The organism is Pseudomonas sp. GW821-FHT09E04 (assembly GCF_059416185.1).
In genome coordinates, this window is the sequence record NZ_JBWKOR010000002.1 from 329,718 (window position 1) to 348,190 (window position 18,473).

Below are 18,473 nucleotides of genomic sequence, written 5' to 3' on the forward strand. Positions count from 1 at the left end.
ATCTCTACCTCATTCAGGGATGGCCGACGCCATTCTTTGCCGCGGAGTTTACAGCCGCAACCGCCGCTGTGAAGCCCGAAATCCGGGAAAGTCAGCTGAAAGGTTAGCGAAAGGTTAGGCCGTTAGAGTCGGCCCACGGACAGTTCCGACTGCCGTCGCTGATGCCACACAGCGATAAGAAAAACGCCTCGAAGCGTTTTCGACCAATAAGAACAATAAACGGAGTACACCTCGCATGCCGTCCTTGCAGACCAAGGCTCTTACGCCTGTTCGTCCTTCCCGTTTCAGCCACACCGCCCTTGCCAGTGCCGCCGCCCTCGCCGGTTTCGCGCCGATGAGCTACGCCGATTTCATCGAAGACAGTTCCGCCACCTTCGAAACCCGCAACATGTATTTCAACCGCGACTTTCGCGACGGCACCAGTGCCCAACAGTCCAAACGCGACGAGTGGGCACAGGGGTTCATGCTCAACCTGCAATCGGGTTACACCGACGGCACCGTGGGGTTCGGTGTCGATGCGCTGGGGATGTTGGGGGTCAAGCTCGATTCGAGCCCGGACCGCACCGGCACCGGCCTGCTGCCGACCCACGATGACGGGCGCGCGGCGGACGAATACTCCAAGGTCGGCCTGACCGGCAAAGTGAAGATCTCCGCCACCGAACTGAAGATCGGCAGCCTGATTCCGGAATTGCCGATCCTCAAGCCGAACGACGGGCGCATCCTGCCGCAGACCTTCGAAGGCGGCTTGCTGACCTCCAAAGAGATCAAGAACCTGACCTTCACCGGCGGGCGCCTGGACAAGGCCAAGGACCGCGACAGCACCGATTTCGAGGACATTGCCCTCAACAACAAGAACGGCCGTTTTGCTGGCACCGTTGCCGGCAAGCACTTCGATTTTGCCGGCGTGGACTACAAGTTCACCGACAAGATCACCGGCAGTTACCACTTCGCGCAACTCGACGAAGTCTACAACCAGCACTTCTTCGGTTTGGTCGCTTCGCGGCCGATGGGCCCGGGCACTTTCGCCACCGACCTGCGCTTCGCCGTCAGTGACGATCAGGGCGCTGCCCGTGGCGGCGAGATCGACAACCGCTCGCTCAACGGTCTGGTCAGCTATGCCCTGAGCGGCCACAAGTTCACCGCCGGTTATCAGCACATGTCCGGCGACAGCGCGTTCCCGTATGTCGATGGCAGCGACCCGTACCTGGTCAACTTCGTGCAGATCAACGACTTCGCCGGCGCCGAAGAACGCTCCTGGCAGGCGCGCTACGACTTCGACTTCGCCAAACTCGGCATCCCCGGCCTGAGCTTCATGAGCCGCTACTTGAGCGGTGACAACATCAAGCTCAAGAACGGTGACGAAGGCAAAGAGTGGGAGCGCAACACCGAGATCAAATATGTAGTACAAAGCGGCGCCCTGAAGGACGTTGCCGTGCGTTTGCGTAATGCCACTTACCGTTCCAACTACTCCGCTCGCGATGCCGATGAAGTGCGTCTGCTGGTGAGCTATAGCGTTGCCCTTTGGTAATTCAGTACGTCCATAACAACAACTCCCAAGGAGACATAGATGAACTTATCACTGCGTAAAGTTGCTCTAGCCGCTGGCGTCATGCTGTTCGCCGGCCAACTGATGGCCGAACCCAAGCGCCCGGAATGCATCGCCCCGGCCTCCCCCGGCGGCGGTTTCGACCTGACCTGCAAACTGGCGCAAAGCGCGCTGGTCAACGAAAAACTGCTGACCAAACCGATGCGCGTGACCTACATGCCCGGCGGCGTCGGCGCAGTGGCGTACAACGCGGTGGTGGCCCAGCGTCCGGCGGATGCGGGCACGCTGGTGGCGTGGTCCAGCGGTTCACTGCTGAACCTGGCGCAAGGCAAGTTCGGCCGCTTCGATGAAAGCAACGTGCGCTGGCTCGCGGCAGTCGGCACCAGTTACGGTGCCATCGCGGTGAAAAGCGATTCGCCCTACAAGAACCTCGACGATCTGGTACAGGCGCTGAAGAAAGATCCGAGCAAAGTGGTGATCGGTTCCGGCGGCACCGTTGGTAGCCAGGACTGGATGCAGACGGCGTTGATCGCCAAAGCCGCCGGGATCAACCCGCGCGACCTGCGTTACGTCGCCCTCGAAGGTGGCGGCGAGATTGCCACCGCCCTGCTCGGTGGCCACATCCAGGTTGGCAGCACCGACATCTCCGACTCCATGCCGCACATCCAGAGCGGTGACATGCGCCTGCTGGCAGTCTTCGCCGAAAACCGCCTCGACGAGCCGGAAATGAAAGGCATCCCGACCGCCAGGGAACAAGGCTACGACATCGTCTGGCCGGTGGTTCGCGGTTTCTACCTCGGGCCGAAAGTCAGCGACGAAGACTACGCCTGGTGGAAGGACGCCTTCGACAAACTGCTGGCCTCCGAGGACTTCGCCAAGCTGCGTGATCAGCGCGAACTCTTCCCGTTCGCCATGACCGGCCCGGAGCTGGACACCTACGTGAAGAAGCAAGTCGCGGACTACAAAGTGCTGGCCAAAGAGTTCGGCCTGATCCAGTGATCGTCTCTGTCTAGCGGTCATGGCCTCGCGCATCGAGGTCATGGCCCAGGAGTTCCTCATGCTGATTCAACGCATTTTTGCCTCGGTGTTGCTGCTGGCCTGTGCCGGCCTGGCACTGATGGCCTGGCCTTATCAGGCTGCGTTTTCCTACGAGCCGGTCGGCCCACGGGCGTTTCCCCTGCTGATGCTTGGCCTGATGAGCCTGGCGCTGCTGTACATGGTGTTTCGCCCGGCACCGATCAAACACAGTGAAGACGAGCCGCCGCTGGACCGCGAAACCCTGACCAAGATCGGCACCTGCGTGCTGTTGCTGCTGGTGTTCGCTGGTCTGTTCGAGCCCCTGGGTTTCATCCTCAGCAGTTGCCTGATCGGCATCCCGATGGCGCGCCTGTACGGCGGCCGCTGGTTGCCCAGCATCGTGGTGACCACGCTGATGGCCATCGGTCTGTACCTGCTGTTCGACCGCCTGATGGACGTACCGCTGCCCCTCGGCCTGCTCGACGTTCTGGAGAACTGATATGGATACGCTCGGATATTTGGGACAGGGCTTCGGCGTCGCGCTGAGCCCGTACAACCTGGTCACGGCGCTGACCGGCACGCTGATCGGCACCGTGGTCGGGCTGTTGCCGGGCCTGGGCCCGATCAACGGTGTGGCACTGCTGATTCCGATCGCCTTCGCCCTGGGTCTGCCGCCGGAGTCAGCGCTGATCCTACTGGCGGCGGTGTACCTGGGCTGCGAATACGGCGGCCGGATCAGTTCGATCCTGCTGAACATTCCCGGCGAAGCCTCCACCGTGATGACCACCCTCGACGGCTACCCGATGGCGCGCCAGGGTCTGGCCGGGGTCGCGTTGTCGCTGTCGGCATGGAGCTCGTTCATCGGCGCATTCATCGCCACCTGCGGCATGGTGCTGTTCGCCCCGTTACTGGCGAAATGGGCGATTGCCTTCGGGCCCGCGGAATATTTCGTACTGATGGTGTTCGCAATTGTCTGCCTGGGCGGCATGGCCGGTGACCGACCGCTGAAGACGTTTATTGCGGCGTTGATCGGTCTGTTCCTGTCCAGCGTCGGCATCGACGCCAACAGCGGTGTGTACCGTTTTACCGGCGACAACATTCACCTGACTGACGGCATTCAGTTCGTGGTGCTGGTGCTGGGCCTGTTCTCGATCAGCGAAATCCTTCTGCTGCTGGAGAAAACCCATCGCGGCCAGGAAGCGGTGAAAGCCACCGGGCGGATGATGTTCAACTTCAAGGAAGCGGCGTCGGTGTTCGTGGTGAACATCCGTTGCGGCCTGCTCGGCTTCATCATGGGCGTATTGCCGGGCGCCGGCGCGACGTTGGCCAGTGCCGTGGCCTACATGACCGAGAAGCGCATCGCCGGTGCCGACGGCAAATTCGGTGAAGGTGACAAGCGCGGTCTCGCCGCCCCGGAAACCGCCATCGGCGCATCCGCTTGCGGCGCGCTGGTGCCGATGCTCACCCTCGGCGTACCGGGCTCGGGCACCACGGCGGTGATGATCGGCGCGCTGTCGCTGTACAACATCACCCCGGGCCCGCTGTTGTTCCAGCAACAACCGGACATCGTCTGGGGGCTGATCGCCTCACTGTTCATCGCCAACATCATGCTGGTGATCCTGAACATCCCGATGATCCGCATCTTCACCCGCATCCTCGCCGTACCGAACTGGGCGCTGGTGCCGGTGATCGCGATCATTACCGGGATTGGCGTGTACGCGGTGCATGCAACCACGTTCGACCTGTTCCTGATGGTCGGCATCGGCATCTTCGGCTACATCCTGCGCAAGCTGGACTTCCCGCTGTCGCCGGTGCTGCTGGGGTTCATCCTCGGTGGTCTGATGGAGCAGAACCTGCGCCGTGCGCTGTCGATCTCCAACGGTGCGCTGGAAATCCTCTGGTCGAGCCCGATCACCTTCGGCGTCTGGGTGCTGACCGCGATCATGTTGCTGATGCCGCTGCTGCGTATCTGGCGCAAACGTTCGGTCGCGCGGCGTGCTGTGGCCGATGTTTGATCGGTCCTTCAAAACCTGGTGGGGAACCCCGCTGGTCGGTCTGCTGGGCGGCTATGTCGCCAGTCAGATCGGCTGGCCGCTGCCGTGGATGGTCGGCTCGTTGCTGGCGATCATCCTGGTGCGCTGCCTGACCCCGTGGCAACTGACGGAAATCCCTGGCGGCCGCAAGTGCGGCCAGTGGATCGTAGGGATCGGCATCGGCCTGCACTTCACCCCGCTGGTGATGGAGCAGGTGCTGAGTCACTTTGGCCTGATCTTCTTCGGGGCGCTGGTCACCAGCCTGTCGGCGGTGGTCGGCGTGTGGCTGATGCGCCGCACCGGCGAAGACCGCGCCACAGCGTTTTTCTCCAGCATGCCCGGCGGCTCCGGCGAGATGGTCAACCTCGGCGCACGCAACGGCGCGATGCTCAGCCATGTCGCGGCCGGGCAAAGCTTGCGAGTGCTGGTGGTGGTGCTGTGTGTGCCGGCGGCGTTCAAATATCTGCTGGGTGACGGCACACCGATTTCACATGCTGGCAGCGTCGATTGGCGCTGGCTGGCGATTCTTTTTCCGGCGGGTGGCTTGCTCGCCTGGCTCTGGCAACGTCTGCGTCAACCCAATCCTTGGCTGTTCGGGCCGTTGCTGGTGAGTGCGACAGTTAGCATCGCCTGGGACTTACACATCAGTCTGCCCAATGGCGGCAGCCAGATTGGCCAGTGGCTGATCGGCAGCGGACTGGGTTGTCACTTCAACCGCCAGTTCTTCCGCCGGGCGCCGTCGTTCATGGGGCGTACGTTGATCGGCACAGCGCTGACCATGCTGATCGCGACGCTGGCGGCGTTGGGACTGAGTGCAATGACGCATCTGGATCTGCGATCGTTGACGCTGGGCATGATGCCCGGCGGGATCGCAGAGATGAGCCTGACGGCGGAAACCCTGCAACTGTCGGTGCCGCTGGTGACGGCGATGCAGGTGATGCGGCTGTTGTTTGTGTTGTTTCTGGCGGAACCCTTGTTCAAATACTGGAACCGTAATCCCGAAGCCTGATCCGGTTACTGATCGTTCCCACGCTCTGCGTGGGAATGCAGCCCGGGACGCTCCGCGTCCCAAAGCGGACGCAGAGCGTCCATAGAGGCGTTCCCACGCGGAGCGTGGGAACGAGATTAGCCGCCACCCCAGAGCATCAGACCACCGACGGCAAACGCCACTCGATCGGCGCTTCGCCGTTCTGCTCGAGGAATTTGTTGGTTCGGCTGAAGTGCCCGCAGCCAAGGAAACCGCGATAGGCCGACAGCGGCGACGGGTGCACCGACGTCAGCACCAGATGCTTGGTGGCATCGATCAGCTTCTGCTTGCTCTGCGCATGCGCGCCCCAAAGCATGAACACCAGATGCGGTTGCTGCTGGCTGACCACTTCGATGATCCGGTCAGTGAAGAACTGCCAGCCCTTGTCCTTGTGCGCATTGGCGTTGGCGCGCTCGACGGTCATGGTGGTGTTGAGCATCAACACGCCCTGATCGGCCCAGCTCTGCAAGTAGCCGTGGTTGGGAATGTCGATGTTCAGGTCGCGTTTCAACTCTTTATAGATGTTGACCAGCGACGGCGGCGCCGGCACGCCCGGTTGCACCGAGAAACACAAGCCGTGAGCCTGGCCCGGGCCGTGGTACGGGTCCTGGCCGAGAATGACCACTTTCACCTTGTCCAGCGGTGTCGAGTTCAGTGCATTGAAAATCATCGGGCCCGGCGGATAGATTTCCTTGCCGGCCGCCCGCTCCTGCTGCAGAAAAGTGCGCAACTCTGCCATGTAGGGCTGGTCGAATTCGGCACGCAGTGCCTCCTTCCAGCTCGGTTCGAGTTTGATACGGTCGTCAGCAGTCATGGTCATATCCGGCAAAAACAATGGGGCGAACCCTAGGAAAGCCGACCACGCTTGTCAATTGATCTGACGCAGATCCGGCACTTTCCCACACAGCGATCATACTGATCGTTCAAATTCCCGATCGAGGTCACGATGAATCTGCACTTCGAAGAACTCACCGGCACCGACGGCGCGCGCATCGGCGTGGCCAGTCTGGATGCCGAAAAGTCGCTCAATGCGCTGTCCCTGCCAATGATCCATGCCCTGAGCGACAAACTGAACGCCTGGGCCAAGGATCCGCAAATCGTCTGCGTGCTGCTGCGCGGCAATGGCGCCAAGGCCTTCTGTGCCGGTGGCGAGGTGCGCAGCCTGGTGGAGGCCTGTCGCGCACACCCCGGCGAAGTGCCGCCGCTGGCCGCACAGTTTTTCAACGCTGAATACCGGCTGGACTACAGCCTGCACACCTACCCGAAACCGTTGATCTGCTGGGGTCATGGTTATGTGCTGGGCGGCGGCATGGGTCTGCTGCAAGGCGCGAGCATCCGGATCGTCACGCCGAGCAGTCGTCTGGCGATGCCGGAAATCAGCATCGGCCTGTACCCGGATGTCGGCGCCAGTTGGTTTCTGTCACGCCTGCCGGGCAAGCTCGGTCTGTTCCTTGGTTTGACCGGCGCGCACATGAACGGTCGCGATGCGATCGATCTGGATCTGGCCGACCGCTTCCTGCTCGACGAACAGCAGCAGGAACTGATCGATGGCCTGCTGCAACTGAACTGGCAGGAACAGACCGCCATGCAACTCAACAGCCTGCTCAAGGCGTTGCAGCAGGAAGCGGTGGCGCAGATGCCGGAAGCGCAGTGGTTGCCGCGCCGTCGGCAGATCGATGAACTGCTGGATGTCAGCGACGTGACCTGCGCCTGGAAAGCCATCAGCCTGCAACGGGACAGCAACGATCTGTTGATTGCCCGGGCGGCGAAAACCATGAGCGAAGGCTCGCCGCTGACGGCGCATCTGGTCTGGGAACAGATTGTCCGCGCCCGCCACTTGTCGCTGGCCGAAGTCTTTCAGATGGAATACACCCTGAGCCTCAATTGCTGCCGGCATCCGGAGTTCAGCGAAGGGGTTCGGTCGCGTTTGATCGACAAGGATCACAAACCGCACTGGCATTGGCCGGACATCACACGGGTGCCGGATGCGGTGGTCGAGGCGCACTTTCACAAGGTCTGGGAGGGGCGGCATCCGCTGGCGGATCTCTCCAGTTACTGAAATCCGGGCACAAAAAAGCGGCGCTCAATGCGCCGCTTTTTTTGCGGGTAGTTACCAGCGGTTACCGCGCCAGTGATCGCCTCGTCCACTATGGCGGTCATAGTCGCCACGACCCCGGTGATCATCCCAACCACCGCGGCGATGGCCATCCCAGCGTCCACGATCATCGCCATGCCAGCGGCGGCTCTCATAATAGCGCGGGGCCGGTTGGTAGTAACGAGGCGCCGAGTAATAACGTGGAGCCGGTTGGTAATAGCGTGGCGCTGGCTGGTAGTAACGCGGGGCCGAATAGTAGGTGCTGCCGCCGCTGTAATAAGTGCCACCGCTGTTGTAGTACGAAGGAGACTGGGAGGTGTAGACCTCTGAGGTGTAGTAGCCATCTCCATAGGAATAAGGGACGCAACCGCCAATCGAAAAAAGCATCACGGCAAGCAGAAGAATTCGGCGATACATGGCGGCCTCCTGGACCGCGGGTAGCCACACCAGCGACGCTGGCAGGCGTCAGTCTTTCATTCGGCGACTGACGAAATATCTGACAGCGTTTTCCGAATCTGGTGCGTTTCAGTAACAACTTGATACAAGTGATTCATGAAATCTTGTTCATCCGCAACGCCGCCATTCAGCCGCTGATTAGTGGTGGCCGCCGTGGTATCCACCACCGTGATAACCCCGCCCGTAACCCCCACGATACCCATAGCCGCCGTAGTAATAGCGGCCGCCACCGTAGTAGCGCGGGCCGTAATAGCCACCGTAGTAATAGGGCGAGTAGTAACCGGGGTAGTAGTAAGGCGGGGAGTAAACATCGTAGCCGCCACCGTAGTAGTAACAACCGGACAGCCCAAGACCGAGTACTGCTCCCAGCAGCACCCGACGCAGCCATTTTGAAATACGCATGACGGCCTCCTGAAAGACCTGCGACAGCAGTCGGCACAGACCGGCTGACAAGAGTTTTGACTGGCAAACCGTTACCGAGTGCCAACTTCCAGCGCCCTTCGGATCAGCGGCGCAACAGGCGGCTCATTTCAGACCAATATGCCGCAACCTTTTCCCCGTCACTGCCACTAGAATGCTGCCATCGGGCCACCGTCGACGGAATTGCCAATGCCGCTCAGATCTGCGTTTTACTCCCAACGTTCGCTGGTACTGACGCTGGTCGCCCTCCTCGGCGCAGGCTTCCTCGCCACCTCGCTGCTCAGCTACTACGCCTCGCGGGCGTCGATCCGCGACAACATCGTCAACACCGAACTGCCGCTGACGTCCGATACGGTGTATTCGGAAATCCAGAAAGACCTCGTCAGACCGATCCTTATTTCCTCGATGATGTCCCGCGACACCTTCATGCGCGACTGGGTGGTGAACGGCGAGAAAGACAACGACCAGATGACCCGCTATCTCGACGAGGTCATGACCCATTACGGCGCCTACACGGCGTTCTTCGTCTCCAACAGCAGCCACACCTACTACCACGCCAAGGGTGTGCTCAAGCAGGTGAAAATCGACGAGCCGCGCGACGCCTGGTACTTCCGTGTGCGCGACATGAAGGATCCGTACGAGATCAACGTCGACCCGGACCTGGCCAACAAAGACAACATGACCTTCTTCATCAACTACAAGGTCTACGACTACAACGATCGCTTCATCGGCGCCGCCGGCGTGGGGCTGACCGTGGATGCGGTCATCAAGCTGATCGACAAGTACCAGCAGCGCTATCAACGCAGCGTTTACTTCGTCGACACCTTCGGCCGGCTGGTACTGACCGGCGCCGAGGGCGGGCCGGAAGGTGCGCGGGTCGGGAAAAGCCTGACGGATCTCGACAGCATGAAAAGCCTGGTCGCCCAGTTGCCCAAACCTCACAGCGGCAGCTACGAATATTCCGCCCACGGCCAGGGACATTTCCTCAACGTGCGGTTCATCCCGGAGTTGAACTGGTACCTGTTCGTCGATAAACGCGAAGACGGCGCGCTCAGTGAAATCCGCCAGTCGCTGTACCTCAATCTGCTGATCTGCCTGCTGGTGACGCTGATCGTGCTGGCCCTGGTCAACCGGTTGATCCGGCGCTATCAGGAAAAGATCCAGGCCCAGGCCACCCTCGACAGCCTGACCGAACTGCCCAACCGGCGCGGCTTCGACCTGCTCGCCGTGCAAGCTCTGCACGAAGCCCACCGCGAGCCGAAACCATTGACGGCGTTGCTGCTGGATCTCGATCACTTCAAGGTGTTGAACGACACCTACGGGCACATGGCCGGCGATCAGGTTTTGATCGGTTTTGCCCGGGACCTGCAAAGCTGCCTGCGCCATTCCGACATCGTCTGCCGTTGGGGCGGTGAGGAATTTATCGTTCTGCTGAAGGAAACCGACGGCGAGACCGGTCAGAAGATTGCCGAGAAGATCCGCCAACACGTCGAACAGCAGGACTATGCCTACAACGGTCACACCCTGAATCTGACGGTCAGCATCGGCGCCACCACCCTGCAACGGGATGACACCTTGCACAGCCTGCTGTCCCGGGCCGATCATGCGATGTACCGGGCCAAACAGACCGGCCGCAACCGCACCTGCGTGGAAATGCACCAATCGACCTATGCCTGACAACATGAACAAACCTGACCTCTGCCCGGCCTGCGGCGCCCGCAACGACTGCACTCTGGCCGACCCGCGCACCGCCGACCGTGCCTGCTGGTGCTACGGCGTGAGCATCGACCCGGCGGTCCTCGAAGCCCTGCCGCCGGAACTGCGCGACCAATCCTGCCTGTGCCCGCGTTGCGCCCAGGTCGAGGCGCAACTGCAAGCGGCAAAGCGACCGATCCCGTAAGATGCGCGCCCCGCTACCTGCCGATTCCTGATCATGCGCGTCGACCGTTTCCTCAGTAACTTGCCCCGCTACAACCGCAAGCAGGTTCGCCTGTTGCTAGTGGAAAAGCGCGTGCGCATCGACGGAAAAGTCGTCAGCGACCCTCACAGCGAAGTCCTGGAATTCAGCCGCGTCGAAGTCGACGACGAAGTGCTGCAAAGCGGCAAACCGGCGCGCTATTTCATGTTGTACAAACCGCAGGGCTGCGTCAGCGCCACACGCGATCCCGAGCACCCGACCGTCCTCGACCTGATCCACGAACCGGACAAGGACGACCTGCACATCGCCGGGCGCCTGGACTTCAACACCACCGGCCTGATGCTGATCACCAACGACGGCACCTGGTCCCGGCGCCTGACCCAGCCGCAGACCAAACTGCCGAAGGTCTATTACGTCGAGACCGAACAGGACATCGGCCCGGAATATGCGATCAAGTTCGCCGAGGGGATCTACTTCGCCTTCGAGGACCTGACCACCCAACCGGCGCAGTTGGAGCTGCTCGGCCCGCGAACGGCGCGACTGAGCATCGTCGAGGGACGCTACCACCAGGTGAAGCGCATGTTCGGCCACTTCAACAACAAAGTGCTGCGCCTGCACCGCGAATCCATGGGCCCGCTGCCGCTGGATCACGCGCTAAAACCGGGCGAGTACCGCGCCTTGCGCACCGAAGAGATTCATTTGTTCTAAGCAGCCGACCGCTCAGCAGAAGTTGTCGAACAATTTACCAACGGCACTTGCGCGATCCGGATCCCCCTGCTTGAATCAGGACGTCGGCCAAATTGTGACCGATGAGTCACACATAACCTCTAAGAAACTTTTTGTCGGTAGAGAGCCTCAAGGCTCCGCCTCAGCCGACAGACTGCCCGCCAATAACAATACCCGTCGACCTGCCGTAACGGATCGACATGGGCTCCAAAATTCCAGGCGTATGCCTACCTGTCACAAAGCTCGTGCAATCTCTATTTGCGCGCATACCCGCTTGCTTGCCAGGAGTCTTATGACATGAGGCCAGAAATCGCTGTGCTGGATATACAGGGTCAGTATCGGGTTTACACGGAGTTCTATCGCGCAGACGCCGCAGAAAAGACCATCATCCTGGTCAACGGCTCGATGGCCACGACTGCGTCGTTTGCACAAACCGTGAAAAATCTGCACCCGCAATTCAACGTGGTCTGCTACGACCAGCCCTACGCGGGCAAGTCGAAAGTCCATAACCGCCACGAGAAACATCTGACGAAAGAAGTCGAAGGTCTGATCCTGCTGGAGCTGATCGACCACTTCGCGGCCGAACACGTGCTGTCGTTTTCCTGGGGCGGCGCCGCGACCATGGTCGCCCTTGCGCACCAACCCCGGCGCATCGAAAAAGCCGTGATCAGCTCGTTCTCTCCGGTGGTCAACGCGCACATGCTCGATTACCTTGAGCGCGGCGTCGAATGCCTCGGTAAACGCGACGGCGACCGGGTTGGCCATTTGGTCAACAACACCATCGGCAAACACCTGCCGTCGCTGTTCAAGCGCTTCAACTATCGCCATGTCAGCAGCCTCGCCGAGCACGAATACGGGCAGATGCACTTTCACATCAGCAACGTGCTGCACAGTGATCGCCAGTGCTATTTGAACGCGGCGAAGAAAATCAACGTACCGGTGCTGTTCATGAACGGCGAATGGGACGAATACACCGCCGCCGAAGATGCGCGCCTGTTCGGCAACCATGTGGCGCAGAGTACCTTCACCACCCTGCAAGCCACTGGTCACTTCCTCGACATGGAACACAAGTCGGCCTGCCGTGACAGCCAGAACGCCCTGCTCGGTTTCCTGAAACCGGCGCAACAGGCCAGCCGAACGCGTTACCAGTTAGTCCAGGATCACCATGCATTGGCCATTTGAAACAGTGTCGTCGCGAGCAAGCCTGCGAGGCTGAGATTCAGCCGTCCTCCAGCCCGTAGCGCTTGCCCGTGATTGACCGATCTGGCTCTGATTCAGGCTTTTCCGCTCGCCACACGCAAAGAAAACTTCAAATCCGTGGCCGAGTCTGGTACAAAGTCAGCCGCTCTGAGCGGGTGTCGTATAATGGCATTACTCCAGCTTCCCAAGCTGATAACGAGGGTTCGATTCCCTTCACCCGCTCCAATCGAATTTATGTCCTGCGTCGTGGTTTGACGGGGGATACGGAAACAGAAAAAACCGGCCTTGATGGCCGGTTTTTTTGTGTCTGGGATTTGGAGCGAATCCCCCCAATACGCCGGGGGCGGACATTACTTCGACTGCTTAACTCCATTTAACTGTGGGTTATCGCGCTCAAATCGGGATAAGCCCCAAAATATTGGAGTTAGAACCTGCCTCAAAAATTTACTTTGATCAGGGACCCACGTCTGTTCAGCCTCAACACCAACCCATTGGATTTCATGGAAACGGCCCGCAATACACTCCCAATCCTGCTGAAGTATCCCCACCTAGACTCCTTCGTGAACACCAGCTCCATCAAAGGATGATGACCGCTCGGTGGTTATAGTGTTGATCGAGAAAAAATCGTGGGTATAGTACCCACCAAGCACACCACAAGGAGGTGTTGTGAATAGCCGTTTTCTAATTGGCCAACTCGTCGCAGACGGTTGGTATCTGGTGCGGATCAAGGGTAGTCATCATCACTTCAAGCATCCGACCAAACCTGGTCTGGTTACGGTGCCTCACCCGAAGAAAGATCTGCTCAAGAAAACGGCCATCAGTATTTTGCAGCAGGCGTTGCTTTGACTCGCTCGGTCAGCAGCGTCCAGGAGGACAACACATATGCTTTATCCGATCGCGATTTCAATGGGTGATGAAGGACATGCCTGGGGAGTGGAGGTGCCGGATATTCCGGGCTGCTTCTCCGCTGGAGATGATCTGGACGACGCAATGGCCATGGCCCGAGAAGCCATCGAAGGCCACTTCGAGATTCTGGCCGAAGACGGTTCACCGATCCCGCCCGCCAACAAGGTCACGCTGCATGCTGCCAACCCTAAATACGCCGGCTGCACTTGGGCGGTGGTGGATATCGATGTGACCAAATACCTGGGCAAAGCTCAGAAACTCAACATCACATTGCCGGGATATTTGCTCAACCGTATCGATGAGTACGTGTTGCACCATCCGGAGGAAAAAAGCCGCTCCGGGTTCTTGGCTTCGGCGGCGCTCAAGGTGTTGCAGCAGAGTTGATCTGAATACTGAAAGCCGGTCTTGATGACCGGTTTCTTGCTTCTACGAAAAACCGCGATTACAGATCCCCAACACTCCGCCGGTTCTCACCCTCACCACGACCCGCTAGCATTTCCCCATCGCCCACCACCCTCCCCCTGCGCGGCCATCGACGAATACGCGCCATCACCTTTCGAGGGATTCAAAACCGTGGCCCCCAAGCCTCCCAAATAAAATCCGAAAGAGCACCAAACCCATGACCCAGAACATCTACGACGACCCCGAATTTTTCCAGGGCTATAGCCAGATGAACCGCTCCATCGGCGGCCTCGATGCCGCCCCGGAATGGCCGGCGCTGAAGGCCTTGCTGCCCTCCCTCCACGGTTTGCAAGTGGTGGACCTGGGCTGCGGCTACGGCTGGTTCTGCCGCTGGGCCAGTGAACAAGGCGCAGCCGACGTGCTGGGGCTGGATGTCTCGGAGAAAATGCTCGAACGGGCGAAGGAAACCACCTCAGCCGCGAACATCCGCTACGAGCATGCCGACCTGGAACACCTCGACTCGCCTACATGCACTTTCGATCTGGCCTACAGCTCACTGGCGCTGCACTACATCAAGGATCTTTCGGGGCTGTTCGCCAAACTGCATGCGGCGCTTAAACCCGGTGCACATTTTGTGTTTTCCATCGAGCACCCGATATTCATGGCGCCGCGCAATCCGGGCTGGCTGATCGACAGCGAGGGCCACAAGCGCTGGCCGCTGGACAGTTATCAGATGGAAGGCGAGCGAGTGACGAACTGGCTGGCCGACGGGGTGATCAAGCAACATCGCACTGTCGGGACGCTGCTCAACGCGCTGATTGGCGCCGGGTTCACCATTCAACACGTCAATGAATGGGGCCCGAGCGATGCTGAAGTGGCCGCGCAACCGGCTCTCGCCGAAGAGCGCGAGCGGCCGATGATGATGCTGGTCGCCGTACAGCGCTGATTCCAAAAGAAAGGGCCGATCAAATCGGCCCTTTTTCGTATCAACGTGTGGCGACAATGAACAACCGAGGGAACGGCAACAACACCGAACCATCCGCCAACGCCGGATAAGCCTTGGCAACCTCCACCAGATATTGCGCCAGATACTCCGCCCGCTCCGTTTCCGTCAGCGGACTGAGGAACGGAATCAAACCGCTGCCCTTGAACCATTCAACGACGCCTGAAGCCCCGCCCGCCAATTGATGGTGATACGTGGTGCGCCACACATCGACCCGCGCGCAATGCGGGCGCAGCATCGAGAAATAGGCACTGGCATCCGCCATTTCGGTCCGTTGCCCCGCCGCACCCGCCAGTTTGCTGGCCCACGGTCCATTAGCGGCCACTTCGCGCATCAACCGGTGAGACGGCTCATTCAGGTTGTCCGGCATCTGGATCGCCAGACTGCCACCCGACGCCAACTTGCCTGCCAACGTCGGCAGCAACGTCGCGTGATCCGGCACCCACTGCAACACCGCGTTGGCAAAGATCACATCGAATAGCCCTTCATCGGCCCATTTATCAATGTCCGCCACCTCGAACTGCAACTGCGGCAGACGCTTGCGCGCGGCGTCGATCATGTCGGCCGAGCTGTCGAGCCCCTGCACTTTCGCCCCCGGAAAACGCGCCACCAGAAGCTCGGTCGAGTTGCCGGGTCCACAACCGATATCAACCACGGAACGCGCCTCGGGCGTGGGAATCGCCGCCAACAAGTCACGAGCCGGGCGGGTGCGTTCATCTTCAAAAGCGACGTATTGCTTGGCGGACCAGGTCATTGCGTTCTCCTGTCGGGGCATTCCAGCGGTTCGTTACGATACAGGCTGGGCAGCACTCAGCTCCAGACCGACAGATTGCAAACCATGTCCGGCGTTTCGCTGCTTATCGCCAAATCGCTGGGAGTTATCACTCAATTGACCGTCCGTCGAACTGATTAAACGCAATTTTGACAGCCTGCAATACCTGCCTATAGTCAATTTGCGGCAATCGGAAGGAACCCGATCTATCAGTTGTCCTGCAGGGAGCAGGTCCGCTCATCTCTCGTGACCGATGGGTTCCGGCAGTAGTGTGCTCGCAACGGCCGAATGGCAAGCAACGTTGTCGTGCCTGAAAAAAAACATCAGGCAATCACTATGAACAAGGAGCTTTACCATGTCTCGAGTCACGGATGTGCTGGTCACTATCGACACCGAAACCATTCTGAAAAAGTATCCCGGCATCAGCAAAGACCCGAAGAACCCGACGCTGATCGACTGGCATCATGTGTACATGGTCACCAACCAGGACAACGTGGTCAGCGGCCAGGCCGGTGGTGAACTGGACCTGAAGGCACAGGTCGGCGATTTGATTCGCTGGCGTGAAACCAGCCTGTCGCAAAGCTTCGAAACCGCCGTGATCTTCTACAAATTCATCGGCAACCAGGGCGCCGACCTGATCTCCCCACCCTCGCCGCGCAAGGCTACGGCCTGTGTTGCGGTGCCAAACACCAGCAATCCATCGGTGCCCAGCTGCCAGAAAGTCGATAACCACTACTGGTCGTCGGAAACCCTTTCGTGCGGTCGTGTGACCTATCACTTCCACTTCCTGATCGTTGACCGCAACTGCCAGATCATCGGCTGCTGCTCGTGGGATCCGTTCATTTCCATTCACAACTGACGTTGCCTCGGGCTCCTTGGCGACAAGGGGCCCGACGGATTCGCTACCGCCTCGGCCATACCAGGATGCACGGCCGGCCGAAGCGGTTGGCGTCTTGCGCCAACATCATGAAAGGAATCCATGATGACCTCCGAACCGATCCCCTCACCGTCTTCCGTCACCGAGAACGCGCACAACATTCTGTTGATCGTCGATGCCGAATCAATACGCTCGCGCTATCCGGCCCCCAGTCTGGATGCCAGTTCACCGACGAACATCAGCGATGGGTTCATCTTTTTCGCTACAGATGACAGCTCTCAAAAAAAAGCCAGAAATGACAGCAATATAACCTTGCATATCGACATTGGTCGTATTGTTCATTTGCGCGGGAGAACCGTCAGCCTCATCGCCGAATACAGCGTTGTGGTCTACGACATGACAATCGATACCAGCAACGTCCTTTCAGGGCTTCACCTGGAAGTTCACCCGGACCTCACCATTCCCGCTCCCAACCCCAGCGCTCCAACCGAACCCGTTAGCCAGAAGGCCCACGATCATTTCTGGGCGTGCACGACCAAGGCATCGGGCATGGCCAGACTCGAAATGAACTTCATGCTGGTCAATCAGCAATGTGAGGCCGTGGGGTATTTCAGGTGGGTTGCAAACATAGAGGTGACGAACTAGTCGTAAAAAACCGGCCACTTGGGCCGGTTTTTTGTCAGTCGTAGTAGCCGACTGTCGCGTGGCAACCAAGGGTTGTCCGTAGAATTTTCACACCCGCCCCGCTGTCTGAATTTCAAGCGCTCCCCTACAAGGAACACAGCCATGAAATTCGCAAAGATTTCGCAAACGCTGGCACTCTGGGCCGGCAGCCCCAAGACGTTCATGGGGGCTTTGATTCTGATTGGGTTGTGGGGGTTGAGCGGGCCGTTTTTTCATTTCAATGACACCTGGCAGCTGATCATCAATACCTCGACCACGATCATCACGTTTCTGATGGTGTTCCTGATCCAGAACACCCAGAACCGCGATACCGACATCCTTCATTTGAAACTTGATGAGTTGCTGCGGGTGAACAAGGAGGCGCAGAACGCGATGCTCGGGCTGGAGTCGCTGGACCTCAAGCAACTGGAAGCGTTGCGCAGGCACTATCGGTCGCTGGGGGAAAACGAAGTGTTTGAATTGGAGGGGCTCGGCCACAAGAGCAAACCGAAGCAGGACTTGAATGAATGCTGAGCAGAAAAAACGGCGCCTGAGCGCCGTTTTTATTTAACCCGATATCAGCGGCTAGCCTGTAGAGCCCGGGCCATCTGCAGGTGATTTTGCAGTTTCGGCAGGGTCTCGTCGGCAAACGCCTTGATCTCCGGCACGTCGGTGGTCTGGGCTTCCTGTTGAATCTGTTCGATGGCCTCTTCCGTGGCTTTGACCTGACTGGCGGCGTAGGCCTGATCGAAGGTCGCGCCGTCCTTCACTTCCGGCATCAATGCCTTGGCCTTGTCGGCGACCTCTTCACGGGGGGCGACCGGCAGATCCAGTTTCTTGGCGATTTTCGCCAGATGCTGATTGGCGGTGGTGCGGTCGTTGATGACCACAATGGTGTAGTCCTTGACCTCTTTGGACTCGGACTTCTGGTGCGCCAGACGACTGACCTCGATGTCTGCCATGCCTTTGGCCGAAGCTTCGTTGATGAAGTCGGCGGGCGACTGGGCGAACGCACTGCCGGCGCACAGCCCCAGCAGGGTGACAAAACTGAAGTTACGTACTCGGGTGGCCATCCGGTTCATGGTCGCGCCCTCCTTCTCTCGAAATTCAAGCGGGAGCTTTCGCCCCCGCCTCTCAATCAAAACAACCTTCGCCGACTACTTCGATTTCTGAGCGGGCTTGCGGCCCATGTCGGTTTTTGGCTCTTTGTCGACCGTCGTGGTGGTGGTTTTCCCACCTTTGCGACCGGCTTCAGACGCCTTGGTTCGATCGTTGGCGAAGTTTCCCGAGTTCGAGTTTCTTGAGTTAGGCATGATTCTCTTCCTCTTGGTGTTGATCGTGGCGAGCAGGTGCCCGCCTGGATTGAGAATTCGCCAGCCGCCAAAGGTTTAGAAAAATTGCCGTTGCCGCGA

22 protein-coding genes and 1 tRNA gene are annotated in these 18,473 nt (G+C 59.4%); 17 read left to right on the top strand and 6 right to left on the bottom strand.

All coding sequences use genetic code 11. From position 1 onward, the window contains the following. The first annotated feature begins 235 nt into the window (after nt 1–235). From AC07N4_RS07845 to AC07N4_RS07865, 5 genes are read left to right on the top strand one after another with little or no spacing between them, the layout of a single operon-like run. Nucleotides 236–1,528: an OprD family porin gene (locus AC07N4_RS07845; RefSeq protein ID WP_192560018.1), complete on the top strand. Its 1,293-nt coding sequence runs from the start codon at nt 236–238 to the stop codon at nt 1,526–1,528. A 39-nt stretch (nt 1,529–1,567) separates the two neighbouring features. Next, complete coding sequence (locus AC07N4_RS07850) at nt 1,568–2,545, top strand: Bug family tripartite tricarboxylate transporter substrate binding protein (protein WP_096819422.1); 978 nt, start codon at nt 1,568–1,570, stop codon at nt 2,543–2,545. A gap of 58 nt (nt 2,546–2,603) precedes the next feature. Then, nucleotides 2,604–3,062 carry a tripartite tricarboxylate transporter TctB family protein gene (locus AC07N4_RS07855; protein ID WP_273539142.1) on the top strand — a complete coding sequence of 153 codons (459 nt, stop codon included), beginning with the start codon at nt 2,604–2,606 and terminating at the stop codon, nt 3,060–3,062. A gap of 1 nt (nt 3,063) precedes the next feature. Further along, complete coding sequence (locus tag AC07N4_RS07860; protein ID WP_102622204.1) at nt 3,064–4,578, top strand: tripartite tricarboxylate transporter permease; 1,515 nt, start codon at nt 3,064–3,066, stop codon at nt 4,576–4,578. Beyond that, complete coding sequence (locus AC07N4_RS07865; protein ID WP_493065436.1) at nt 4,571–5,605, top strand: AbrB family transcriptional regulator; 1,035 nt, start codon at nt 4,571–4,573, stop codon at nt 5,603–5,605. The genes AC07N4_RS07860 and AC07N4_RS07865 overlap by 8 nt, the downstream gene beginning before the upstream one ends. Before the next feature lie 136 nt (nt 5,606–5,741). On the opposite strand, the gene ung is transcribed toward AC07N4_RS07865, so the two are convergent. Then, a complete protein-coding gene (gene ung / locus AC07N4_RS07870) occupies nt 5,742–6,437 on the bottom strand; it encodes a uracil-DNA glycosylase (RefSeq protein ID WP_085605867.1) in 696 nt (231 codons plus the stop codon). A 132-nt stretch (nt 6,438–6,569) separates the two neighbouring features. Between ung and dspII the strand changes: the two genes are divergently transcribed. Then, on the top strand, nt 6,570–7,682 hold the full coding sequence (gene dspII, locus AC07N4_RS07875) for an enoyl-CoA hydratase/isomerase DspII (RefSeq protein ID WP_273539139.1): 1,113 nt from the start codon (nt 6,570–6,572) through the stop codon (nt 7,680–7,682). A 51-nt stretch (nt 7,683–7,733) separates the two neighbouring features. Here the strand turns inward: dspII and AC07N4_RS07880 are convergent, their stop codons facing one another. Then, entirely contained in the window at nt 7,734–8,135 is a 402-nt protein-coding gene (locus AC07N4_RS07880) for a hypothetical protein (protein ID WP_096819427.1), read from the bottom strand. Nucleotides 8,136–8,312: 177 nt separating this feature from the next. After that, nucleotides 8,313–8,576, bottom strand: a complete 264-nt coding sequence (locus tag AC07N4_RS07885; RefSeq protein WP_096819428.1) for a hypothetical protein — start codon at nt 8,574–8,576, stop codon at nt 8,313–8,315. Between the two features lie 207 nt (nt 8,577–8,783). Between AC07N4_RS07885 and AC07N4_RS07890 the strand changes: the two genes are divergently transcribed. The 8 genes from AC07N4_RS07890 to AC07N4_RS07925 all read left to right on the top strand — a co-directional run bounded on the left by AC07N4_RS07890 (nt 8,784) and on the right by AC07N4_RS07925 (nt 14,692). Next, nucleotides 8,784–10,271: a sensor domain-containing diguanylate cyclase gene (locus AC07N4_RS07890; protein ID WP_493065435.1), complete on the top strand. Its 1,488-nt coding sequence runs from the start codon at nt 8,784–8,786 to the stop codon at nt 10,269–10,271. A 4-nt stretch (nt 10,272–10,275) separates the two neighbouring features. Then, nucleotides 10,276–10,494, top strand: a complete 219-nt coding sequence (locus tag AC07N4_RS07895) for a cysteine-rich CWC family protein (protein ID WP_493065434.1) — start codon at nt 10,276–10,278, stop codon at nt 10,492–10,494. 33 nt (nt 10,495–10,527) lie between these two features. After that, nucleotides 10,528–11,220 carry a pseudouridine synthase gene (locus AC07N4_RS07900; protein ID WP_096819430.1) on the top strand — a complete coding sequence of 231 codons (693 nt, stop codon included), beginning with the start codon at nt 10,528–10,530 and terminating at the stop codon, nt 11,218–11,220. Between the two features lie 315 nt (nt 11,221–11,535). Then, a complete protein-coding gene (locus tag AC07N4_RS07905) occupies nt 11,536–12,420 on the top strand; it encodes an alpha/beta fold hydrolase (RefSeq protein WP_249485023.1) in 885 nt (294 codons plus the stop codon). A gap of 169 nt (nt 12,421–12,589) precedes the next feature. After that, nucleotides 12,590–12,663 (top strand) — tRNA-Gly (locus tag AC07N4_RS07910). A gap of 441 nt (nt 12,664–13,104) precedes the next feature. Continuing rightward, nucleotides 13,105–13,284, top strand: coding sequence for a type II toxin-antitoxin system HicA family toxin (locus AC07N4_RS07915; protein ID WP_095049193.1), 180 nt, complete (start codon nt 13,105–13,107; stop codon nt 13,282–13,284). Nucleotides 13,285–13,320: 36 nt separating this feature from the next. After that, a complete protein-coding gene (locus AC07N4_RS07920) occupies nt 13,321–13,728 on the top strand; it encodes a type II toxin-antitoxin system HicB family antitoxin (RefSeq protein ID WP_493065433.1) in 408 nt (135 codons plus the stop codon). 235 nt (nt 13,729–13,963) lie between these two features. Further along, nucleotides 13,964–14,692, top strand: a complete 729-nt coding sequence (locus tag AC07N4_RS07925; protein WP_493065432.1) for a class I SAM-dependent methyltransferase — start codon at nt 13,964–13,966, stop codon at nt 14,690–14,692. Nucleotides 14,693–14,732: 40 nt separating this feature from the next. Here AC07N4_RS07925 and tam read toward each other — a convergent pair whose 3' ends face one another. Next, a complete protein-coding gene (gene tam, locus AC07N4_RS07930) occupies nt 14,733–15,503 on the bottom strand; it encodes a trans-aconitate 2-methyltransferase (RefSeq protein WP_493065431.1) in 771 nt (256 codons plus the stop codon). A gap of 373 nt (nt 15,504–15,876) precedes the next feature. Here tam and AC07N4_RS07935 point away from each other — a divergent pair, with 373 nt between their 5' ends. The 3 genes from AC07N4_RS07935 (at nt 15,877) to AC07N4_RS07945 (ending at nt 17,595) form a co-directional block, all read left to right on the top strand. Continuing rightward, on the top strand, nt 15,877–16,380 hold the full coding sequence (locus AC07N4_RS07935; protein WP_007957947.1) for an inclusion body family protein: 504 nt from the start codon (nt 15,877–15,879) through the stop codon (nt 16,378–16,380). Between the two features lie 123 nt (nt 16,381–16,503). After that, nucleotides 16,504–17,043: an AidA/PixA family protein gene (locus AC07N4_RS07940; RefSeq protein ID WP_493065430.1), complete on the top strand. Its 540-nt coding sequence runs from the start codon at nt 16,504–16,506 to the stop codon at nt 17,041–17,043. A gap of 141 nt (nt 17,044–17,184) precedes the next feature. Then, nucleotides 17,185–17,595, top strand: coding sequence for a low affinity iron permease family protein (locus AC07N4_RS07945; RefSeq protein WP_102622193.1), 411 nt, complete (start codon nt 17,185–17,187; stop codon nt 17,593–17,595). Between the two features lie 44 nt (nt 17,596–17,639). Here AC07N4_RS07945 and AC07N4_RS07950 read toward each other — a convergent pair whose 3' ends face one another. Next, complete coding sequence (locus AC07N4_RS07950) at nt 17,640–18,143, bottom strand: DUF4142 domain-containing protein (protein ID WP_102622192.1); 504 nt, start codon at nt 18,141–18,143, stop codon at nt 17,640–17,642. A 75-nt stretch (nt 18,144–18,218) separates the two neighbouring features. Further along, nucleotides 18,219–18,374 (bottom strand): KGG domain-containing protein, encoded by a 156-nt coding sequence (locus tag AC07N4_RS07955; RefSeq protein ID WP_077045875.1) that lies wholly within the window; start codon nt 18,372–18,374, stop codon nt 18,219–18,221. Nucleotides 18,375–18,473: the final 99 nt, after the last annotated feature.

Bases quoted from the DNA above. Each gene is read 5' to 3' on its own strand.
- AC07N4_RS07845 (WP_192560018.1), top strand. From the start codon at position 236: ATGCCGTCCTTGCAGACCAAGGCTCTTACGCCTGTTCGTCCTTCCCGT.
- AC07N4_RS07850 (WP_096819422.1), top strand. From the start codon at position 1,568: ATGAACTTATCACTGCGTAAAGTTGCTCTAGCCGCTGGCGTCATGCTG.
- AC07N4_RS07855 (WP_273539142.1), top strand. From the start codon at position 2,604: ATGCTGATTCAACGCATTTTTGCCTCGGTGTTGCTGCTGGCCTGTGCC.
- AC07N4_RS07860 (WP_102622204.1), top strand. From the start codon at position 3,064: ATGGATACGCTCGGATATTTGGGACAGGGCTTCGGCGTCGCGCTGAGC.
- AC07N4_RS07865 (WP_493065436.1), top strand. From the start codon at position 4,571: ATGTTTGATCGGTCCTTCAAAACCTGGTGGGGAACCCCGCTGGTCGGT.
- ung (WP_085605867.1), bottom strand. From the start codon at position 6,437: ATGACTGCTGACGACCGTATCAAACTCGAACCGAGCTGGAAGGAGGCA.
- dspII (WP_273539139.1), top strand. From the start codon at position 6,570: ATGAATCTGCACTTCGAAGAACTCACCGGCACCGACGGCGCGCGCATC.
- AC07N4_RS07880 (WP_096819427.1), bottom strand. From the start codon at position 8,135: ATGTATCGCCGAATTCTTCTGCTTGCCGTGATGCTTTTTTCGATTGGC.
- AC07N4_RS07885 (WP_096819428.1), bottom strand. From the start codon at position 8,576: ATGCGTATTTCAAAATGGCTGCGTCGGGTGCTGCTGGGAGCAGTACTC.
- AC07N4_RS07890 (WP_493065435.1), top strand. From the start codon at position 8,784: ATGCCGCTCAGATCTGCGTTTTACTCCCAACGTTCGCTGGTACTGACG.
- AC07N4_RS07895 (WP_493065434.1), top strand. From the start codon at position 10,276: ATGAACAAACCTGACCTCTGCCCGGCCTGCGGCGCCCGCAACGACTGC.
- AC07N4_RS07900 (WP_096819430.1), top strand. From the start codon at position 10,528: ATGCGCGTCGACCGTTTCCTCAGTAACTTGCCCCGCTACAACCGCAAG.
- AC07N4_RS07905 (WP_249485023.1), top strand. From the start codon at position 11,536: ATGAGGCCAGAAATCGCTGTGCTGGATATACAGGGTCAGTATCGGGTT.
- AC07N4_RS07920 (WP_493065433.1), top strand. From the start codon at position 13,321: ATGCTTTATCCGATCGCGATTTCAATGGGTGATGAAGGACATGCCTGG.
- AC07N4_RS07925 (WP_493065432.1), top strand. From the start codon at position 13,964: ATGACCCAGAACATCTACGACGACCCCGAATTTTTCCAGGGCTATAGC.
- tam (WP_493065431.1), bottom strand. From the start codon at position 15,503: ATGACCTGGTCCGCCAAGCAATACGTCGCTTTTGAAGATGAACGCACC.
- AC07N4_RS07935 (WP_007957947.1), top strand. From the start codon at position 15,877: ATGTCTCGAGTCACGGATGTGCTGGTCACTATCGACACCGAAACCATT.
- AC07N4_RS07940 (WP_493065430.1), top strand. From the start codon at position 16,504: ATGACCTCCGAACCGATCCCCTCACCGTCTTCCGTCACCGAGAACGCG.
- AC07N4_RS07945 (WP_102622193.1), top strand. From the start codon at position 17,185: ATGAAATTCGCAAAGATTTCGCAAACGCTGGCACTCTGGGCCGGCAGC.
- AC07N4_RS07950 (WP_102622192.1), bottom strand. From the start codon at position 18,143: ATGAACCGGATGGCCACCCGAGTACGTAACTTCAGTTTTGTCACCCTG.
- AC07N4_RS07955 (WP_077045875.1), bottom strand. From the start codon at position 18,374: ATGCCTAACTCAAGAAACTCGAACTCGGGAAACTTCGCCAACGATCGA.